Source organism: Actinoplanes derwentensis (assembly GCF_900104725.1).
Classification (GTDB): Bacteria; Actinomycetota; Actinomycetes; order Mycobacteriales; family Micromonosporaceae; genus Actinoplanes; species Actinoplanes derwentensis.
The window spans coordinates 7,319,167-7,337,500 of record NZ_LT629758.1 but is presented as its reverse complement, the minus strand read 5'-3'; the positions used below and the strand labels follow the sequence as shown (position 1 = coordinate 7,337,500).

13 protein-coding genes, 1 tRNA gene, 2 rRNA genes and 1 pseudogene (1 of these 17 cut by a window edge) are annotated in these 18,334 nt (G+C 65.9%); 11 read left to right on the top strand and 6 right to left on the bottom strand.

Annotation, left to right across the window (positions count from 1 at the left end):
- The 3 genes from BLU81_RS32370 to BLU81_RS32360 all read left to right on the top strand — a co-directional run.
- Positions 1-2,374, top strand: a 23S ribosomal RNA gene (locus tag BLU81_RS32370); it begins 741 nt to the left of the window's first position.
- A 111-nt stretch (positions 2,375-2,485) separates the two neighbouring features.
- Positions 2,486-2,602: ribosomal RNA gene (gene rrf, locus BLU81_RS32365) — 5S ribosomal RNA — on the top strand.
- 73 nt (positions 2,603-2,675) lie between these two features.
- Positions 2,676-3,197: an STM3941 family protein gene (locus tag BLU81_RS32360; RefSeq protein WP_092549840.1), complete on the top strand. Its 522-nt coding sequence runs from the start codon at positions 2,676-2,678 to the stop codon at positions 3,195-3,197.
- A 104-nt stretch (positions 3,198-3,301) separates the two neighbouring features.
- Here the strand turns inward: BLU81_RS32360 and BLU81_RS32355 are convergent, their stop codons facing one another.
- Complete coding sequence (locus BLU81_RS32355) at positions 3,302-4,513, bottom strand: phytase (protein WP_092549837.1); 1,212 nt, start codon at positions 4,511-4,513, stop codon at positions 3,302-3,304.
- Between the two features lie 152 nt (positions 4,514-4,665).
- Between BLU81_RS32355 and BLU81_RS32350 the strand changes: the two genes are divergently transcribed.
- On the top strand, positions 4,666-5,337 hold the full coding sequence (locus tag BLU81_RS32350) for a hypothetical protein (RefSeq protein ID WP_157751862.1): 672 nt from the start codon (positions 4,666-4,668) through the stop codon (positions 5,335-5,337).
- Here the strand turns inward: BLU81_RS32350 and BLU81_RS50970 are convergent.
- On the bottom strand, positions 5,328-6,662 hold the full coding sequence (locus BLU81_RS50970) for a serine/threonine-protein kinase (RefSeq protein ID WP_157751861.1): 1,335 nt from the start codon (positions 6,660-6,662) through the stop codon (positions 5,328-5,330). The genes BLU81_RS32350 and BLU81_RS50970 overlap by 10 nt on opposite strands.
- A 42-nt stretch (positions 6,663-6,704) precedes the next feature.
- On the opposite strand from BLU81_RS50970, the gene BLU81_RS32340 reads away from it, so the two are divergent.
- Complete coding sequence (locus BLU81_RS32340) at positions 6,705-7,238, top strand: RNA polymerase sigma factor (RefSeq protein WP_092557953.1); 534 nt, start codon at positions 6,705-6,707, stop codon at positions 7,236-7,238.
- Between the two features lie 116 nt (positions 7,239-7,354).
- On the opposite strand, the gene BLU81_RS32335 is transcribed toward BLU81_RS32340, so the two are convergent.
- On the bottom strand, positions 7,355-8,440 hold the full coding sequence (locus BLU81_RS32335) for a zinc-dependent alcohol dehydrogenase (protein ID WP_092549828.1): 1,086 nt from the start codon (positions 8,438-8,440) through the stop codon (positions 7,355-7,357).
- Positions 8,433-9,398: a Gfo/Idh/MocA family protein gene (locus BLU81_RS32330; RefSeq protein WP_092549825.1), complete on the bottom strand. Its 966-nt coding sequence runs from the start codon at positions 9,396-9,398 to the stop codon at positions 8,433-8,435. The genes BLU81_RS32335 and BLU81_RS32330 overlap by 8 nt, the downstream gene beginning before the upstream one ends.
- 180 nt (positions 9,399-9,578) lie before the next feature.
- Between BLU81_RS32330 and BLU81_RS32325 the strand changes: the two genes are divergently transcribed.
- From BLU81_RS32325 to BLU81_RS32315, 3 genes and pseudogenes are all read left to right on the top strand, one after another.
- Positions 9,579-10,580 carry a glucosyl-3-phosphoglycerate synthase gene (locus tag BLU81_RS32325; RefSeq protein ID WP_092557951.1) on the top strand — a complete coding sequence of 334 codons (1,002 nt, stop codon included), beginning with the start codon at positions 9,579-9,581 and terminating at the stop codon, positions 10,578-10,580.
- Positions 10,581-10,588: 8 nt separating this feature from the next.
- Positions 10,589-11,704 (top strand): glycosyltransferase, encoded by a 1,116-nt coding sequence (locus BLU81_RS32320; protein WP_197686007.1) that lies wholly within the window; start codon positions 10,589-10,591, stop codon positions 11,702-11,704.
- Positions 11,705-11,886: 182 nt separating this feature from the next.
- Positions 11,887-12,181, top strand: a pseudogene (locus tag BLU81_RS32315) (IS6 family transposase); the annotation flags it as partial.
- A gap of 1,154 nt (positions 12,182-13,335) precedes the next feature.
- Here BLU81_RS32315 and BLU81_RS32305 read toward each other — a convergent pair.
- Positions 13,336-13,788, bottom strand: coding sequence for an SUKH-3 domain-containing protein (locus BLU81_RS32305; protein ID WP_092549819.1), 453 nt, complete (start codon positions 13,786-13,788; stop codon positions 13,336-13,338).
- 497 nt (positions 13,789-14,285) lie between these two features.
- Between BLU81_RS32305 and BLU81_RS32300 the strand changes: the two genes are divergently transcribed.
- Together BLU81_RS32300 and BLU81_RS32295 are read left to right on the top strand one after the other, a co-directional pair.
- A complete protein-coding gene (locus tag BLU81_RS32300) occupies positions 14,286-14,837 on the top strand; it encodes a hypothetical protein (protein ID WP_092549816.1) in 552 nt (183 codons plus the stop codon).
- Between the two features lie 71 nt (positions 14,838-14,908).
- The gene (locus BLU81_RS32295) at positions 14,909-15,874 is read left to right on the top strand and encodes a fibronectin type III domain-containing protein (RefSeq protein WP_172890658.1); all 966 of its coding nucleotides are present in this window, start codon (positions 14,909-14,911) and stop codon (positions 15,872-15,874) included.
- Positions 15,875-16,445: 571 nt separating this feature from the next.
- On the opposite strand, the gene BLU81_RS32285 is transcribed toward BLU81_RS32295, so the two are convergent.
- A tRNA-Lys gene (locus BLU81_RS32285) sits at positions 16,446-16,520 on the bottom strand.
- Between the two features lie 91 nt (positions 16,521-16,611).
- Between BLU81_RS32285 and BLU81_RS32280 the strand changes: the two genes are divergently transcribed.
- The gene (locus BLU81_RS32280) at positions 16,612-18,234 is read left to right on the top strand and encodes a dimethylarginine dimethylaminohydrolase family protein (RefSeq protein WP_092549810.1); all 1,623 of its coding nucleotides are present in this window, start codon (positions 16,612-16,614) and stop codon (positions 18,232-18,234) included.
- The last annotated feature ends 100 nt before the right edge of the window (positions 18,235-18,334 follow it).

The following is an 18,334-nucleotide window of genomic DNA, read 5'->3' as shown; positions in this document are numbered from 1 at the left end:
CTTTTAGTCGCATGTTCTAGACCCGAAGCGGAGTGATCTAGCCATGGGCAGGTTGAAGCGTGGGTAAGACTGCGTGGAGGACCGAACCCACCAACGTTGAAAAGTTGGGGGATGACCTGTGGTTAGGGGTGAAAGGCCAATCAAACTCCGTGATAGCTGGTTCTCCCCGAAATGCATTTAGGTGCAGCGTCGCGTGTTTCTTGCCGGAGGTAGAGCACTGGATGGTCTAGGGGGCCCACAAGCTTACTGAAATCAGCCAAACTCCGAATGCCGGTAAGTGAGAGCGCGGCAGTGAGACTGCGGGGGATAAGCTTCGTAGTCGAGAGGGAAACAGCCCAGATCGCCAGCTAAGGCCCCTAAGCGTGTGCTAAGTGGAAAAGGATGTGGGATCGCATTGACAACCAGGAGGTTGGCTTAGAAGCAGCCACCCTTTAAAGAGTGCGTAATAGCTCACTGGTCAAGTGGTTCCGCGCCGACAATGTAGCGGGGCTCAAGCACACCGCCGAAGCTGTGGCATTCATACTTTACTTCGCTTCACTCTTCGTGAGTGTTGTGCAGGTGTGTGGATGGGTAGGGGAGCGTCGTATGGCGGGTGAAGCGGCGGAGTGATCCAGCCGTGGACGCCATACGAGTGAGAATGCAGGCATGAGTAGCGAATGAAGGGTGAGAACCCCTTCCGCCGGATGACCAAGGGTTCCAGGGCCAGGCTAATCCGCCCTGGGTGAGTCGGGGCCTAAGGCGAGGCCGAGAGGCGTAGTCGATGGATAACGGGTTGATATTCCCGTACCCGCAAAGAAGCGCCCAAGACGAACCTCGTTGTACTAACTACTTGATCAATTCAATGGCTTCGGCCGGCGATGCGGGAGACTAGGACCTCAGCGGGTAGTAGTTTAGCGATGGGGTGACGCAGGAAGGTAGATGATCCCGGCCGGTGGTTGTGCCGGGGTAAGCGTGTAGGACGTACCGTAGGCAAATCCGCGGTGCATATAGTCTGAGACGTGATGCCGAGCCGTTCTGGTGAAGTCATTGATCCTATGCTGCCGAGAAAAGCCTCTAGCGAGCTTTGAGCGGCCCGTACCCTAAACCGACACAGGTGGTCAGGTAGAGAATACCAAGGCGACGGGTGAACTGTGGTTAAGGAACTCGGCAAATTGCCCCCGTAACTTAGGGAGAAGGGGGGCCGGACGCGTGAAGCCACTTGCTGGTGGAGCGTGGTATGGCCGCAGAGAGCAGGGGGAAGCGACTGTTTACTAAAAACACAGGTCCATGCCAAGTCGTAAGACGATGTATATGGACTGACGCCTGCCCGGTGCTGGAACGTTAAGGGGACCTGTTAGCCCGTGAGGGCGAGGCGGAGAACTTAAGCGCCAGTAAACGGCGGTGGTAACTATAACCATCCTAAGGTAGCGAAATTCCTTGTCGGGTAAGTTCCGACCTGCACGAATGGCGTAACGACTTCCCCACTGTCTCAACCACAGGCCCGGCGAAATTGCAGTACGAGTAAAGATGCTCGTTACGCGCGGCAGGACGGAAAGACCCCGGGACCTTTACTATAGCTTGACATTGGTATCTGAATTTAATTGTGTAGGATAGGTGGGAGCCGGTGAAGCTCGGACGCCAGTTCGGGTGGAGGCAATGTTGAAATACCACTCTGTTGGGTTTGGGTATCTAACTTGCGGCCCTGATCGGGTCGAGGGACAGTGTCTGGTGGGTAGTTTAACTGGGGCGGTTGCCTCCTAAAGGGTAACGGAGGCGCCCAAAGGTTCCCTCAGCCTGGTTGGCAATCAGGTGTTGAGTGTAAGTGCACAAGGGAGCTTGACTGTGAGACTGACGGGTCGAGCAGGGACGAAAGTCGGGACTAGTGATCCGGCACTTGCGAGTGGAAGCGGTGTCGCTCAACGGATAAAAGGTACCCCGGGGATAACAGGCTGATCTTCCCCAAGAGTCCATATCGACGGGATGGTTTGGCACCTCGATGTCGGCTCGTCGCATCCTGGGGCTGTAGCAGGTCCCAAGGGTTGGGCTGTTCGCCCATTAAAGCGGTACGCGAGCTGGGTTTAGAACGTCGTGAGACAGTTCGGTCCCTATCCGCCGTGCGCGTTGGATACTTGAGAAGGGCTGTCCCTAGTACGAGAGGACCGGGACGGACGAACCTCTGGTGTGCCAGTTGTTCCGCCAGGAGCATGGCTGGTTGGCTACGTTCGGAAGGGATAACCGCTGAAAGCATCTAAGCGGGAAGCCTGCTTCGAGATGAGGTATCCCACCACCTTGAGTGGGTAAGGCTCCCAGCTAGACTACTGGGTTGATAGGCCGGAGATGTAAGCACGGTAACGTGTTGAGTTGACCGGTACTAATAGGCCGAGGGCTTAACCACCCTAAATTTTGTGCTTAGCGTCCACTGTGTGATTCACAGCAAACGAACAACCACCCCGATCCGGAGAAGTCCGGTCCTCGGGTTGCTGGTTGATGTTTCGCTGATGGCTGTTTCGGTGGTCATAGCGGAGGGGAAACGCCCGGTTACATTCCGAACCCGGTAGCTAAGCCCTCCAGCGCCGATGGTACTGCACTCGTGAGGGTGTGGGAGAGTAGGACGCCGCCGGACTCAAACGTATGGAAAGGCCCACCCGGGTGACCGGGTGGGCCTTTTCTGCATTCCCCGTTCGGTGCTTCTGAGGATGCCTGTGATGGTTGTATACCGGTCTCTGCCCAAGACTGCTGGACTGCTTCTGCTCGCGTTTGTTCTCGTCGGTGCTAGTGGCTGGATGATTTCGGCCGGCGGCTTGTTCCAACAGGTTGTCGGAGTGGTGGGGGTGCTGTTCTTCGGGTTCGGGGTGTTCATCCTGGGGCGGCAGCTTCTTCGCCGGGAACCGGTGATCGAGGTGAACTCGGCGGGGATGCGGGACGTTCGGCTGTCGAAGCAGGTGGTGCCTTGGACGGTGGTTCGGGGCGTGCGGCAGGTCAACTTGCAGAAGCAGCGGTTTGTGGCGCTGGATCTGGAGCCGACGTTCGAACGGGGCTATCTCGCCGGGGCCAGCCGGGTCATGCAGCGGATCAACCAGGGGGCCGGGTGGGCTGGGGTGCACGTCAGCACTTCGGCGCTGGCGGTGTCGTTCGACCAGCTCTACGACACGATTCTTCGAGAGTGGCAGGCAGTCGCGCTGGGCGATGATCCGGTCGGTGGTGCGGGAGGACGGTAGCGGCGAAGCCGAGAGGCTGCCGGTGTGTTTGTGGAAGGTGTAGGCGTACAAGAAAAGGGCCTGATCTGCCGTTGGGGAACGGTGGAACAGGCCCTTTCGTGTGTCTAGGAGCCCAGGCCCAGGGAACGCCAGTCGACGAACTTGAAGTTGGTGTTGGTGCGGCCCTCGTCGGGGGTGTTCTCGCCGTCGTGGAGGACCAGGAGGCCCTTCGGGTAACCGGGAAGCGCTACCGAAGTCACCGCGGCGCCGTCGGAGTGCTGGACGCCGTCGGTCTTTTTGCCGTCCACCACCGAGAAGATGGTGACCGGCTTGTTGGTGCGGCGGTCGTAGACGAAGAATCGGCTGTCGCCCTGGCTGGAGACGATCAGGTAGCCGTCGCGTTTTCCGGTGGGGTAGATGGTCGCGCCTTCGACGTCGGCGGTGATGCGGCCGCCGAAACCGTTGGTGTATTCGACGGTGCATTCCTCCGACTCGGGGTCGAAGGTGGCAGGCTGGCCGAATTCGCGGACCCGTTCGACGATTCGGGGAATGCTGCTGAACGTGCCGCCGGCCAGGTTGATGCGCCAGAGCGCGACGTCCTCTTGGGCGACGTAGAGCACGCCCGCCTCGGCGTCCACGACCATGCCCTCGACCTGCGGGTCCTCGCCGGGTTCGGTGCACGGCGACCAGGTGCTGCCGTCGGGGAGGCGGAACTCGCGCGGCAGGTCCAGGGTGTCGGTGGTGCGGTAGGTGACCTTGCCGTTCTTCTCTTCGAGGCGGAAGATCCCCAGCCGGGTGCTGTGCCGACGGCTCACCACGGCGTAGCGGCCGTAGACGGCGACGCCGTACCCGGTGGCCTGCTCCTCGACCTCGGCCTGGTCCTTGGAGAACAGCAGTGGCGCCTCGGCCGAGGTGATGTCGGTGAGCCCAGACGCCTCGATCCGGTAGACGCGGAGTTTGTCCAGGCCGCGGTCGGTGACGACGGCTACGTCGACCTTGCGCTTGCCGAAGGTGAACCCGGTCAGGATGTCCACATTGTTGAAACGGCCGCCCTCGGGCGTGCTGATCGACTGGACCTCGCGGCCCTTCAGGTCGTAGACGCGCAGGCCGCCGTTCTTGGCCGTGCCGATGACCAGGCTGCGGGCCTTGTCGGCCTGGTTGACCCAGATCGCGGGATCGTCGGCGTTCGCGTCGGCGCCGTCCTCGTCGTCGAATAGTGCGGGGGTCTCCACGGCTGCCGTTATCTCGCGCGGTGCCCGCTGAGTGGCGAAAGCCGGCGTGCCGGCGGCCAGGGTCGTGAGGGCGACAAGAGCAGCGATGCCGGTAGTCCGTTGCATAGGACACGACGATCCCGGATCGACCTGGACATCGGGTGGATAGATGCTGAACACCGGCAAGGACGTTATCGATCCGTAACATGCGGGCGAGAACCATGCTCTCCGCGACCGCATCGCACCACATGACTGACCGACTTGAAAGGCTGGGAAAGATGCGACGCAGAATCATGGTTCTCGCGGCGGTGGCCGGTGTGGCCATCACGACCGGATGTGCCGATGCCCCGGAGAAGGTGGCCGGTGATGCCGCTCCGGTGGGCGCCGCCACCCCCACCGCGCCGGCTTCACCGAGCGCCTCACCCCGCCCGTCCGCCTCCGCCTCCCCCTCGGCGGTGTCGTCGTCCAGCCCGGTGGCCTCCAGGGAGCCGTCGCGGTCGCCGTCGTCCGCGGCGTCCGTGAGTGTGCTCGGGCCGACCGGTCTCGGCAGGCTCAAGGTCGGGATGACGAAGAAGGCGGCGCTGGCGACCGGCCTGGTCGAGGCCTCGGCGGAGGAGTCCCGGTGCGACTACTGGCGATTGAAGGCGGACCCGACCGGCGGGACGCTGATCACCGCGTCGTCGGCCCGGGGGATCATCGCCATCACAGTCACCGGCCGGATCGCTACTCCGGAAGGCATCCGGATCGGCAGCACCCTCGCCCAGGTGAAACGGGCCTACACCGACTTCACCATCCGTGCCGTCGACGCCGAAGGGGGATTCAACGGCACCGGTACGACGTACGCCGGGACCAAGGACGAGTACGCGAACGTGCACTACCGCTTCGGGTTCAAGGACGGCAAGGTCGGCGAGCTGGGCCTGGAGCACGACCGTCAGGACTGCTACGAGTGAGGCACGCGGAGTGTACGGAGGATGCCGTCGGTCCGGTCGGTGTCCCGGCTGCCCTGGCGGATCTGGAGATAGGCGCCCGGGTCGCCGGGGCGGGACAGGACCACCTCGTCGTACGAGACGGTGTCGCCGGCGCAACTGGTCCAGCGCTGCACCCGGCCGGTCATGCCGGCCGCCGCGATCGTGCGGTCCGGCTCCCGGAGGCATCCGGGATGGGTCGGGACGGTGGCCGTCGCACCCGGTGCCAGCAGCCCGGCGAACAGGCCGGGCGCGGTGTCCGAGGACAGGTCGGCGCTGATCTGCAGGCCCGGCTGGGAGGCGGCGGGCAGGCCCACCGCAGCGACGTTCCAACCGGCGTCCCGCAGCTGCCGGGCCCAGGCGCCGGGAACCGACACCGACACGGCGCCGGCCGCGTCGGTGACCCGGACCCAGCCGGGCGGGGTGCCGCCCACCACTGTCGCGCCACCGGTCTGAGCCAGCAGGGCCACCGCGAGCACGCTGCCCACACCGTTGCGTAGCAGTCGCAGGGCTCGGCTCGGAGTGACGGTGGTGGACGACGCGAGGGCAGTGGCGAAAGCGGCGGTCGACGGCCAGCGGCGGTCCCGGTCGGCGTCCAGCGCCCGCATCACCACCCGGTCCACCTCGCGGGAGACGCCGGCCCGCAACTTCGACGGCACGGTGGTGGCCCGACCGGCCTGCGGGGGACTGCCGGTCAACATCTGATAGGTCATCGCGCCGATGGCGTGCACATCGGCGCGCACGTCCAGGCCGCCGCCGGGAAGGAGCTGCTCGGGGGCCATGTAGCCGGGGGTGCCGACGACCACGGTGAACCCGGACGCGTGGGCGATCTCCTTCGCCAGGCCCAGGTCGGCGACGAGTAGCCGCTCGGCGCCGCGGACCGTGTCGAAGAGGACGTTCGACGGCTTCAGATCGCGGTGCAGCACACCCGAGTCGTGCAGGACGCTGACGGCACGGGCGATGTCACCGGCGGTGCGCAGTGCCGTCCGGACCGGCATCGGTCCCTGGTCGAGGCGGTCCTGGAGGGTGCCGCCGGCGGCGTAGGTCATCACCTGGTACGGGCGGCCGTCCGGCAGCTCACCGAAGTCGTGCACCCGGACCAGGCGCTCCGAATCGGCGCGGCGCAGCACCTGGGCCTCCTGCTCGAACCGGGCCCGGACGTCGGGGTGATGAGACCAGTTGTCGGCGAGGATCTTGATGGCCACCCGGGATTCGAGCAGGTCGTCCTCGGCGAGCCAGACGGTGGCGAAAGCTCCGGAGCCCAGGCGTCCGGTGATTCGATAGCGGCCGATCGTGTCGGGTACCTGCACGCTCTTATTATCAACGTCGGTGAATCGGGGGACGGGGACGACGTGCGAGACGAACAGGAAGAACTGGCCCGGAAGGCGTCCGCCGGTGACGGCGCGGCGCTCGAGACGCTGCTGGCCGTCATCCGGCCCGGGGTGCTGCGGCGGTGCGCGCGGTTCCTGCCGTGCTATCAGGACGCCGAGGAAGCCTGCCAGGACGTGCTCCTGCAGGTGGCGCGCAACATCGGCAGGTTCGAGGGACGTTCCCGGTTCAGCACCTGGCTGCATGTGATCATCGCGAACGGGTCGCGGCAGACGTACCGGACGTTGAAGCGGCGGGCCGCCGAGCGGGGGTACGCGGAGATGCCGGTGGACGTGGCCGACGCCCGGACCACGAGTGTCATCGCCGGGTCGCGGCTCGATCTGCTCGACGCCCTCGAACGGCTCGACGCGACACTCGCCGAGCCGATGGTGCTGCGGGACGTCTGCCAGCTGGACTACAAGGAGATCGCCGCGCACCTGGGGATTCCGGAGGGCACCGTGAAATCGCGGATCCATCTGGCGCGTGGCCGGGTGCGGGAGTACCTGCTCGCCGGGTAGCGCAGGCTGTTACGTGACCTATGTGGGCATCGCCCCGTCGGGCCGGTCGGCGACCGTCGCGGTGAACTCGATGATCGCCGACCCGGTCTGGACACCGCTTGGTGTCCGGTTCCCGCTCAACGGTTGTCGGGGAACTCCAGTACCGCCTGGATCTCCTGGCGCCGACGGGCACCGAGATCGGTCAGCAGCGCCGGTGCCTCGTCGAACGGGACCACCGCGGTGATCAGGTGGCGGCGGATCGCCTCGCCGTCGCGCTGCAGCAGGCGGATGGTCTCGGCGGACAGCCGCTCCCGGTCCCAGGTGGCAGCCAGCCCGCGCGGTACCCGGCCGATCTGCGCGCAGCGGATCGTCAGGCCGTTGTGGTGGAACTCCGCGCCGAGCCGGACGTCGTCCGCCCCGCCTTGGTAGAAGGCGAGGTCGATGACGGTTCCCTGCGGGCGGAGCAGGCGCAGTGCCAGGTGCAGGGCGGCGGACTGCCCGCGGCACTGGAAGACCACGTCGGCGCCCCGGTCGTCGGCGGTGTGCCGCCACCTGGTCTTCAACGCCACCCCGGCGTCCTGGGCGTCCGGGTCCAGGGTGCTCAGCCCGAGAGCTTCGGCGACCGCGCGGCGCTGTGCGGTGGGGTCGACGACCACCACCGAGGCGGCGCCGTGTGCGCGGGCGAACAGTGCGGTGAGCAGGCCGACCACGCCGGCGCCGACCACTGCCACCCGGCGGCCCTCGACGCCGTCACCGAGCCGGCGTACGTCGGAGCCGTACAGATCGGCGGCGGCGTGCAGCAGGCCGTTGGCGCAGATCGGGCCCATGTGCGCGACGTAGATGCCGAGGATCGGGTCCAAGCCGGGCGGCAGGACGACCACCCGGTCGCGCAGCGGGTCGCCGGTCCAGCCGGTGCGGTGGCCGTACGTCATGGCGACCACGTCGCCCTCGGTGATCGCTGGAGTGTCGCTGTGCTCGACCCGGCCGACCTCCATGTAACCCAGGCGGGTCACCGGGTACGGGTCGGTGGTGCCGCCGAACAGCCCCAGTACCGGGTCGAAGGCCTCGTGCAGCGCCGGGTTGGTGTCTTTGACGAAGCTCAGCTCGGTACCGGCCGAGACGCCACTGAACAGGGTGCGGACCCGGAAGGGGCCGGGTGTCTCGGGCTCGTCGACGATCTTCAGCTCGCCGGGCCCGGTGACCACCAGGTTGCGGTCAGACATGCGGCACCGCCACGACACGGCCGGTCGCGGCCGATTCGGCCGTCGCGGTGGCCAGCGCGTGGGTGCGCAGGGCCTCGGCGTACGGGACTCGCACATCGTCCCCGGCGCCCCGGACCGCGTCGATGAACGCCTGGTCGACGGCTACCCGGGCGGCTTCCGGATCGGCTTCCATCTGCCATTCCCGGTCACCGTCACGGACCGTCAACCGGTCCTCGGTGATCGCCAGCGCCAGCCCGTCGGCGTAGATCTCCAGTCCGGCGCGCTGTTTCCAGCCGAGCACGCTGGTGGTGGCCAGGGTGCCGACGGTGCCTCCGGCGAAGCGCAGGGTCGCCGCGATCGCGCCGTCGATGTCGGCGCCCTCGACCGGCGGGGTGCCGTTGCCCACCGCACTCACCTCGGTCACTTCGCCGACCAGGTGCCGGGCGAGGTCCAGCACGTGTGCGGCCTGCTCGACGATCGGGCCACCGGACCGGTCGCGGTGTGGCCACCAGCCGACCGGCGGGACCTTGTCGAGCCACGAGCCGGAGACCAGACGTACCACCCGGCCTTGAAGAATCTGTTGGGCCTGGTCCACGAGGGCGCTGTAGCGCCAGTGATGGCCGACCCCGGTCAGCAGACCACGTGCGGTGATCAGCTCGCCCGTTTTGAGAGCTTCGTCAAGATCAATACTTATAGGCTTTTCCACAAATAGCGGAATCCCCGAATCGATGACGGCTCGCTCCGCGGGCCCGTGGGCAAAGGGTGGCACGCACACGTAGACCGCGTCGACGCCCTGCGTGAGCACAGCCGCCACGTCCGGCAGGACACTGGCACCATGCTCCTCGGCCAACCGGCGGGCCGCCTCGGGCACCACGTCCGTCACGGCCGTGAGCTGGACCCCCTTGAGTCCGGAGAGCACTCGCGCGTGCCGCTGTGCCACGCCGCCCGCGCCCACCAGACCCACTCTTGTCGCCGGCATTCCGGCCTCCTACCATCGACGGTTCGTTGCGGCCGGACCTCTTTCCCCCTAGAAGCAGGCGAAACCTCCCAGAGGCGGCTGTGGATCGTTGTTAACGGGCCGGAAAGATTGAGCGGCGCGTGGGAGGGCAAAGCGCGGTCTCCATCAGTCGTTGATCTTCGGGGGTCCGTTGTGCATCTGTTGACTCCACCGAACGCCGCGCCCGTAGTCGAGGCATGGACCGCCTACCGCACCGCCGACGCCGGTCAGTGGAACGCGCGGCAACTCGCCGAGGCCAAACGCGGCACCACGGTCAGCGTGGTCATTCCCGCCCGCAACGAGCAGGAGACGATCGGCGCCATCGTGGCGACCATCCACCGGCAGCTCGTCACCGAGGTCCAGCTGGTCGACGAGATCGTGGTGGTCGACTCACGCTCCACCGACGCGACCGCCGAGGTCGCCGCCCGCGCCGGGGCCCGCGTGGTGGACCAGGACGAGGTCACGTCGGGACTGCCCCGGATGGACGGCAAGGGCGACGCACTCTGGGCCGGTCTCGCGGCGAGCACCGGTGACGTCGTCGCGTTCGTCGACGGTGACTTGCGCGACTTCTCCTCGACGTTCGTCATCGGACTACTCGGCCCGTTGCTCACCGACCGCTCGGTGGAGTTCGTCAAGGGCTTCTACCACCGCCCGCTGGCCGGCGCGGCCGGTGTCGAAGCAGACGGCGGCGGCCGGGTCACCGAGATCAGCGCCCGCCCGCTGCTCAACCTGTTCTGGCCGGAACTGGCCGGTTTTGTGCAGCCGCTGGCCGGGGAGTACGCGGGCCGCCGCACCACCCTGGAGGCCATTCCGTTCGTCTCCGGCTACGGCGTCGAGATCGCCATGCTCATCGACCTGCTCGACCACGTCGGCCCAGCCGCGCTCGCCCAGGTCGACCTCGGCGAACGCCACCACCGGCACCAGAACCTGGCCGCGCTCGGCCGGATGTCCGCACAGATCATGGTGACCGCGTGGAGCCGGCTCTACCATCGCGGCCTGGTCACCGAGCCGCTGCCGCCCACCACGATGCTCACCCAGTTCAGCCGGGGCGGTGACGACCAGCTGCCGCACCTCAACCGCCAGGTCAGTGTCGCCGACATCGGCGTGCAGGAACGGCCCCCGCTGACCACTGTCGCCCAGACCGTGACGGCGCCGGCCGCATGAAGGTCCTGATGAACGCCGGACCGTGGCTTCCGGTACCGCCACGCGGTTACGGCGGCATCGAGAACATCATCGCCACCCTGGTGCCCGAGCTGCGCCGACTCGGCGTCGAGGTGGTGCTGGCCACCGTCGGCGACAGCGAACTGCCCGTCGACGAGCGGGTGTCGGTCTTCCCCAGCGGCCGGTTCGAGCTGCTTCAGCGGCCGTACAACCAGGTGTGCGGGGTGGTGCCGGCACACCAGCACGCGGTGGTCCGGCGACTCTCCGAAGGCGACATCGACCTGGTGCACGACCACGTCGAGGCGGCCGGGCTGACCATGCTGGCCGGTCTCGGCCACGATGCCCCGCCAGGCCTGCACACCCTGCACTGGGACCTGCAGAAACACCCCGAGTTGTACGGCACGTTCGACGGTGGCCCGCGGGTCCGGGTCAACGGGGTCTCCGCCGACCAGCTCACCCACGCGCCCGCGGCGCTGCGCTCGCACGCGATCGGCCACGTGCACCTCGCCACCCCGCTCGCCGACCGGGCCGACCAGCGGCCGCCGGTGCGGAAACGCCCCTACGCCGTGGTCCTCGGCCGGATCACCCCGGGTAAAGGACAGGACCTGGCCGCCCGGCTCGCGCACAGTGCCGGGTTCGACCTGGTGCTGGCCGGACCGGTCGGCCCGTACCAGCAGCCCGCCGACCTGGCCGCCGCCGACCCGCAGAACCCGGACGTCCGGTTCTGGCACGAACAGGTGGCCCCGCACGTCGACGGAGACCGGGTCCGCTGGATCGGCACGGTCGCCGGTGCGGCGCGCGACGACCTGGTCGCGTCCGCCGCGGTCGCACTGTTCCCGCTGCGCTGGAACGAACCCGGCGGCACCGCGGTGGTCGAGTCACTCGCCCTGGGAACACCGGTGGTGGGCATCGCCCGCGGCTGCCTCCCAGAGTTGATCGAGCACGGTCGCACCGGCCTGATCACCACCGACGAGGAGGAACTGGGTGAACTCGTGCACGCCGCCCGGAACATCGACGAAAGGGAGTGCCGGTCGGCGGCGGCCCGCCGGTTCACCCCGGCGGTGATGGCGGAGACATACCTCGGACTGTACGAACGCATCCGTGCGGCGGCCGGGGTGCCTGGATAGGTCTCCCGATCGAACAACGCAACAGAGCCCACGTCCGTCATCCAAGAGCCGGAAACCGAACGCGCCAAGGCCGAGGCCGCCGCAGCACTGGTGCCGCGCGTTAGCCGCCGAGCGGCGCTGTTGCGTTGAGCGATCGGGTGCAGTGGTGTCGGCTCGGTCGCGCGGTCAGGCACAGTTGATCGGTGAGGTCTTCAGCCCGGTCGCGTTCGTGGTCTGCGCCTTCGTCAGCGTTCGCGGGGTTCCGGTTCCCGCCGGAGGTGATCGTGGTGGCGGTCCGCTGGTACCTGCGCTACAACCTGTCGTACCGCGACGTCGAGGAGTTGCTCGCCGAACGCGGTATCGAAGCCGACCACGTCACCGTGTACCGGTGGGTGCAGCGGTTCACGCCGCTGCTGGCCGATGCGGCCCGGTTCGCCCGGTGACCGCTGGTTCGTTGATGAAACGTATGTCAAGGTCAACGGCGTGTGGCGTGAACTCACGTCAGGTCGATAACAGCCACTCCATAAACCGCGGAGATCGCCTCGACCAGCGGGACCGCAACCATCGGGCTACCAGGTCATCAAAGGCCCGCCCAAGTCCGCGGCAAAGTCGCAGGAGCATCGCCCGCGACCGGCAGACCGTCACCATGATCCGCGCCCACCTCCGCAGCCAGCGCGCCACCTACCTCATCGCCGGCCTATTACCCACCGGCATGCCAGGAGTTCCCGGCCTCACCAGGCCGGACGGCGACGAACCATCCGGTCGAAACGCCTCCTCGCCCTGCGCCTGACCCAGGAGAACAGCACCTGGGGCTACCGCCGCATCCAGGGCGAAATCCTCGTTCTGGGCGTGAAGGTCGCCGCCTCTACGATCTGAGAGATCCTCAAGGATGCCGGTGTCGAACCGGCATCCGCGCGCAGCAGCAGTACTTAGGCTGCGTTCTTGCGGTCCCAAGGTCACGCGATCATCGTCGCCGACTTCTTCGACGACCACCCCGACCTGGCGCCAAACTGTAGGTTCTGCCCGTCATAGAACACGCCACCCGTCGCATCCGGATATCCTCGGCGTCACCACAAATCCCACCGCCGCCTTGGTGAACCAGACCGCACGCAACCTGATGATGGACCTCGACGACGCGGGACGCCCGATGCAGTCCTGATCCGCGACCAGGACGGCAAATACCCGCTCCTGTTCGGCACCACATATTACCGACGCCGGAATCACCGTGGTGCACACAGGCGTTCGGATACCCCGGATGAACGCGATCATGGACCGCTAGGTACACAACGACCGATGCGAACTCCTCGACCGGACCCTGATCTCCTCAATCAGCGGCACCTGCTGCAAGCGTTACGCGAGTACAAAGGCTCTTCTACAACGAGCATCGCCCGCATCAGGGCATCACCAATCCCCGGCCACTCGCACCGCCGCCCGAAACAGATCACCGACCCGACCGTCTCACCCACCTGAACATCCACCGCCGCGGCCGCCTTGGCGGCATCTTCCACGAATACGAACATGCCGCCCGGGCTGCCCGCGTGACATGTTCGACAGGCACAAGGCTCACCGAGTGCCCGGCGTGCTACGCACCGTCACGAATCTTGAAATCTGCCGGTCACGGACCTGATGCGATTCAAAAAGGGATCCTGGCCCTAAATAGGATACGAGTTATATAAGATCTCCGGATGCATACCGATAATCATATTATCAACCCCGTCAACTCCATCACCAAACCGAGCTAGCCAATCGGCAACAAGATACAGCACCGCGTCATCACCGATCGCAATAAAACTCACTCCGAAATCTAATTCTCCAATCGGAAATAGCTTTACCTCAATTAGGTTTCCCCAATCTTCGAACCTACCCTCCTCGCCACATCCAAGCAGGGGATCGAACTCGAAAGATCTTATTGCCCGCCGGGGTTCGGAGTCATCATATTCGAATGAAAGGCCGCCGAATTCCGACAGGAAGTTCTCAGCGGCCTCGTGCATTACTAGTCCCAATTCTTGGAAACTAGCACGCCATGCACTGATGTCAATGTGACGACCCGGGAACCAGCCTGCCTTTGCGACAATTTTGATAGCTTCCTCCGACAGTCTTTTCATCACTAACCACCTGCCCAGAAGTTGATATCAAAGTGCTCCACCAGAGAATTGCAGCTTTTGCATGGAGAGGCTCCCTCTCCATGCCTAGCATGCTTCACGTCCCCTCTGATCAAAACACCCGCCGCATCTGCGCCCGTTGGATTTTCTCCCCGAAAAAGCGCTTGCGATACGCACACACTAAGCCCACATTGCCCGTGTCCGCTTCCCCGAATGCTCGGAGATACCGTATTAATAATTGCTTGAACAGCTGGATGCATCCGAGCCTTCGCGCCGCGGATACTGGTGCTCGCCAAGACCGTCCCACTCTTCAACCTTAGCGCCTCTGAAACCACTGGTCTTGCCGCCGAGGGACGCACAGAAGCGGTGTTATCAGCAAGCTCCTTAGCCGCGTTCAGAGCCTCTCGCTGGCCTAAGCTCGGCACTGCCTTGGCTGCGCCACTTTCGGCTGCAGTTGCGGCTGCGGTTGCGGTCTCGGCGATCGCTGTGGTGGCAGCGCCTTGTGCGGCTTTGGACGTGCCGCCGGTAAGTGCGGATCTGACCGCGCCCGCACCAACTCCGAGGCCAACGGTGGCGACACCGAAGACGGCTCCTGTGCCAGCGGCGGTGGCGAGTCCGCCAACGGAGAATTCGTCGTCGCCGAGGGTTACGGAGGTGCCGTAGGAGGCTGCTCCGGAGGCGGCTCCGGCGACGCCGGCGGCAAGGAGGACACACCCGACTCCGGTGGCGCAAACAGCACCTACAGCGGCGACGACGGCCACTCCGACGGCGATGCTGACGGTGACTTCGGCGACGGTGTGCCAGCTGGGCCAGCTACACCAGCCGTGGCTTTTCTTGGTGGTGCGGGTGCTGTCGCCGCCTCCGGTATCGGTGCTGCCGTCCAGGCCGCCAACCTCAACAGCGACACCATCGCCGACCTGAGAGTCACCCGCACCACCGGCACAGCAACGGCCTATCTCGTCACCAGCCTGCCGACCGCAACGGCCCTCGGCACAGCCGGCACCACCACCGCCACTCTCACCGCACAGACCACCCAAACGCTGACCTGGTGAAACCATCGTGGCCCGACCGGAGCTCCGGTCGGGCCACGATGGTTTCCGATCCCCATTCATCTGGAGAACCCGTGCTCACCGAACAGACCACGGCCAGCCGCCGGGCGCTACGCCATCTCGGCTACCTCATACTGGCCGGGGTCCTCATCCTCGCCGGCCCCGCCGAACCCGCACACGCCGACGAAACGGTGCCCGACGCACCGCAACTGTCCGCCGGCTATGTCTCGGGGACGACCAGCATTGTCTTCACATGGAAAGCGCCGAAGTCCGACGGCGGCAGCGCCGTCACCGGATACCTTGCCGAGTACTCCCCTTACGGCTACTCCACCTGGACCGACATCAACGTCGGCCCGGCCGCGACAAGCCTGACCCTCGCGCAGAACAGCCTTACCTACTCCAGTGCCTTCGCACTGCGCCTGGCCGCCATCAACGCCATCGGCCAATCCGAATGGGCCACCCTCACCTTCCACAGCCTCGACAAGCCCGGCACCCCCACAATCACGGCAGTCAACGTCGACTACGAGGCCCTCGACATCCGGGTCGACCCCGGAGTCAAGCCGACCACCTCGACAACCGTGACCGCCACACCCGGCGCCCACACCTGCGTCCTGGCACCACCTCAGACACGGTGTCTGATGGACGGCCTCACCGGCGGTACCAAATACACCCTGACCGCCATCTCGGTGAACCCGGCCGGTACCTCGAAAACCAGCGCCGGCGTCACCGCGACCCCGATCGGCCGCCCCACCGCAGTCCGCAACCTCAAAGCAAAAGTCGTCAAGAAGAACGGCAAACGCCGCATCGTGCTGACCTGGACCAAACCGGCCAACCTCCGCGCCGGAGTCCTCAGCGGTGTCACCGTCGTCGACCAGCGCAACCACACCAGCCGCTTCTATCCCTGGCGCACCAAGATCACCATCACCAAGGTCAAACGCCACCACAAGTACCGGTTCCTCATCACCCCGGTAACCCACGCCACCGGTGACAGCTACCGCTACTACGGCCCCGAGAAGGCCGTCACCATCACCGTCCACTAGCTCCGGTATCCGGCTCGCTCGTCGAGCGAGCCGGTCCGGCTGGACGGCCTCGGCCAGCAGACGCACAGGACATGCGGAGTCCACCAACGACAACCGACAGCGGAGCACAGATCGGCTTCAACACCACCCGAAGGTTCGGCGATATCAGCGCACCTCGAATACCAGCCCGGATATCCCAACCGCCATGCCTTGAGTCTCCCTGACACCCTGGCACCCCGACACCGTCACTAAACGCTTCGACGACCTCGTGGAGAAGTCCGGCCTTCCACCGATCCGGCTGAACGACCTGCGTCACTGCGCTGCGACGTTCCTCAAAGCCTCCGGCTCGGACCTGCAAGACATCAAGGAGGCTCGGCCACGCCACGATCACCATCACCTCGGATACCTACACGTCGGTCATCCAGGAACTGGAAACGGAACGTGCCAAAGCCGAGGCCGCCGCCGCCTTGGTACCGAGGCTCACGCGCCGGGCTAGCTGAGTAGGTGCTAGGTAGCTCCGAATCTACCCGAAACGGAGCTACCTAGATTCACAATAATCAATGAGACTGAGGACGTTTCCGCAGCTCAGAGCTGGTGGGCCGCCGGGGATTCGAACCCCGAACCTAAGGATTAAAAGTCCTCAGCTCTGCCATTGAGCTAGCAGCCCGCGGGGACAGCGTACCGGTGGATGGGCATTGGAGCCCAACGGGATACCCCATCCGTTGTGTTTTTGCTGGTCAGAGTATGACTGGTGGGCCGTGTCGCTGGCGCATCGGGGATTCGGGATCGAGAAATCCTGGTACGGCTTGGACGGTTTTAGCCAACCGGCGAGCAACCACCGAGCGACCAGAAGGCGCCCGGACCGGCACACCGACGGCTCGGACGCGGTGCCGGCCGACACCCCGATCGACCTGGCCCGGCTCTCCATGGACCTACGTGACGCGCTCGGCCGGGGCTTCTTCTCCTACGACGTCAGCGATCAGGCGACCCTGACCATCCCCGGCTACTCCGAACTCTCTGACGCTGCGCGCCGGTGGTGGAACTTTGACATCTTCCCCGGCTGGCAGCGCTACACGGACGCACCGCTACCGGTCGTCTGCGCCCGGCAATGGCTCGGCGCGCACCGGGCGATCGTTCGCGACCTGACTCCGGACGCCGCGGAAGCGATCATCCGTATCCGCTTCGAGGATCTCCTGAACCCCATGACACGCGCCGCCACACTCACACGGATCCACCGCTTCGCCCGCTTGCCCGACCCGCCCCCGGCTCGACCATATGCCGCTGGTGATGGCGACCGCGGTGCCCACTCCGGACCGGTGGCGGACGGCCGGTGCCGGCGTCCTCGCCGCCGCCACCGATCCCGAAGTGATGGAGACCGCTGGGGTGCTCGGTCACTCCACGGACACAAGTCGATGGTGACCCCGCCCAGCCCGGTACCGGCCGCATACCACGGTCCCGGTTGGCGGGACCGGCCCGGCACGCTGGCCGAAGAGATCACCGACGGCTGGCCATGGGCGTCCATGCGGGTCCACCGGGAGTACGACACGCTGACCGACGTCGCCCTACACACGCCCACGGCCCATGCCCTGACCGCCGGCGGCCCCGATGAGATGCAGCACCTCGGCAGGATGGATGCCACCGCGCTGCCCCGGGACATGGACCGGCTCGCCAGACCTATCAGGCCCTCGGTATCCGCGTGCACCAGTTGCCGCACCCGTCCCGGCAGCCTCGCCGGCGGCAACGCCATGTACGTCCGCGACCTGTTCTGGATGACCGGTGAGGGCGCGCTCATCTCGCGGATGGCCAGCCCCGCCCGGACCGGGGAGGAGTTGCAGGCACAGGAGTTGTGCACTTGGCTGCACATACCGGTGCTCCGTACGATCAGCGGCGCGGCGCTGTTCGAGGGCGCGGACGCGCTGTGGCTGCGCCCGGATCTGGTCGCCGTCGGCATCGGTCGCCGCACCAACCGGGCGGGTGCCGAGTCGATCGCGGAGGAGGCACACAGACAGGGCGCCGAGACCGTCTTCCTGGACGTGCCAGCCGGTATCCAGCATCTGCTCGGCACAATGCAGGTTTTGGACGCCGATCTACTGGCCATCCGGTCCGAACGACTCGATCCGGATGGCCAGCACCGGTTGCTGGAGCACGGCTTCGATCTGATCGACGTACCGGAGACGCCTGAGGTCGTGAACGGCTACGCGTTCAACTTCGTCGTGATCGGCACCCGGCGCGTCGTGATGACCGACGGCTCCGGCGATCTCCGGGCGGTCCTGGCGGCTCGCGGCGTGGATTGCGCAGCGGTCGTGGCGGTCCCGGAGCTGTTCCGCGGTGCCGGTGGCATCGCCTGTGCCACCGGCATTCTGGCCCGGCGCTCCTGCTGATCCGGCGACCGGAGATCAACACGATCCCATATGACCCGCACCTATCACCGACCCGGACCGGCTCACCCGACTCGACATCCGTCGACGTGACCGCCTCGGC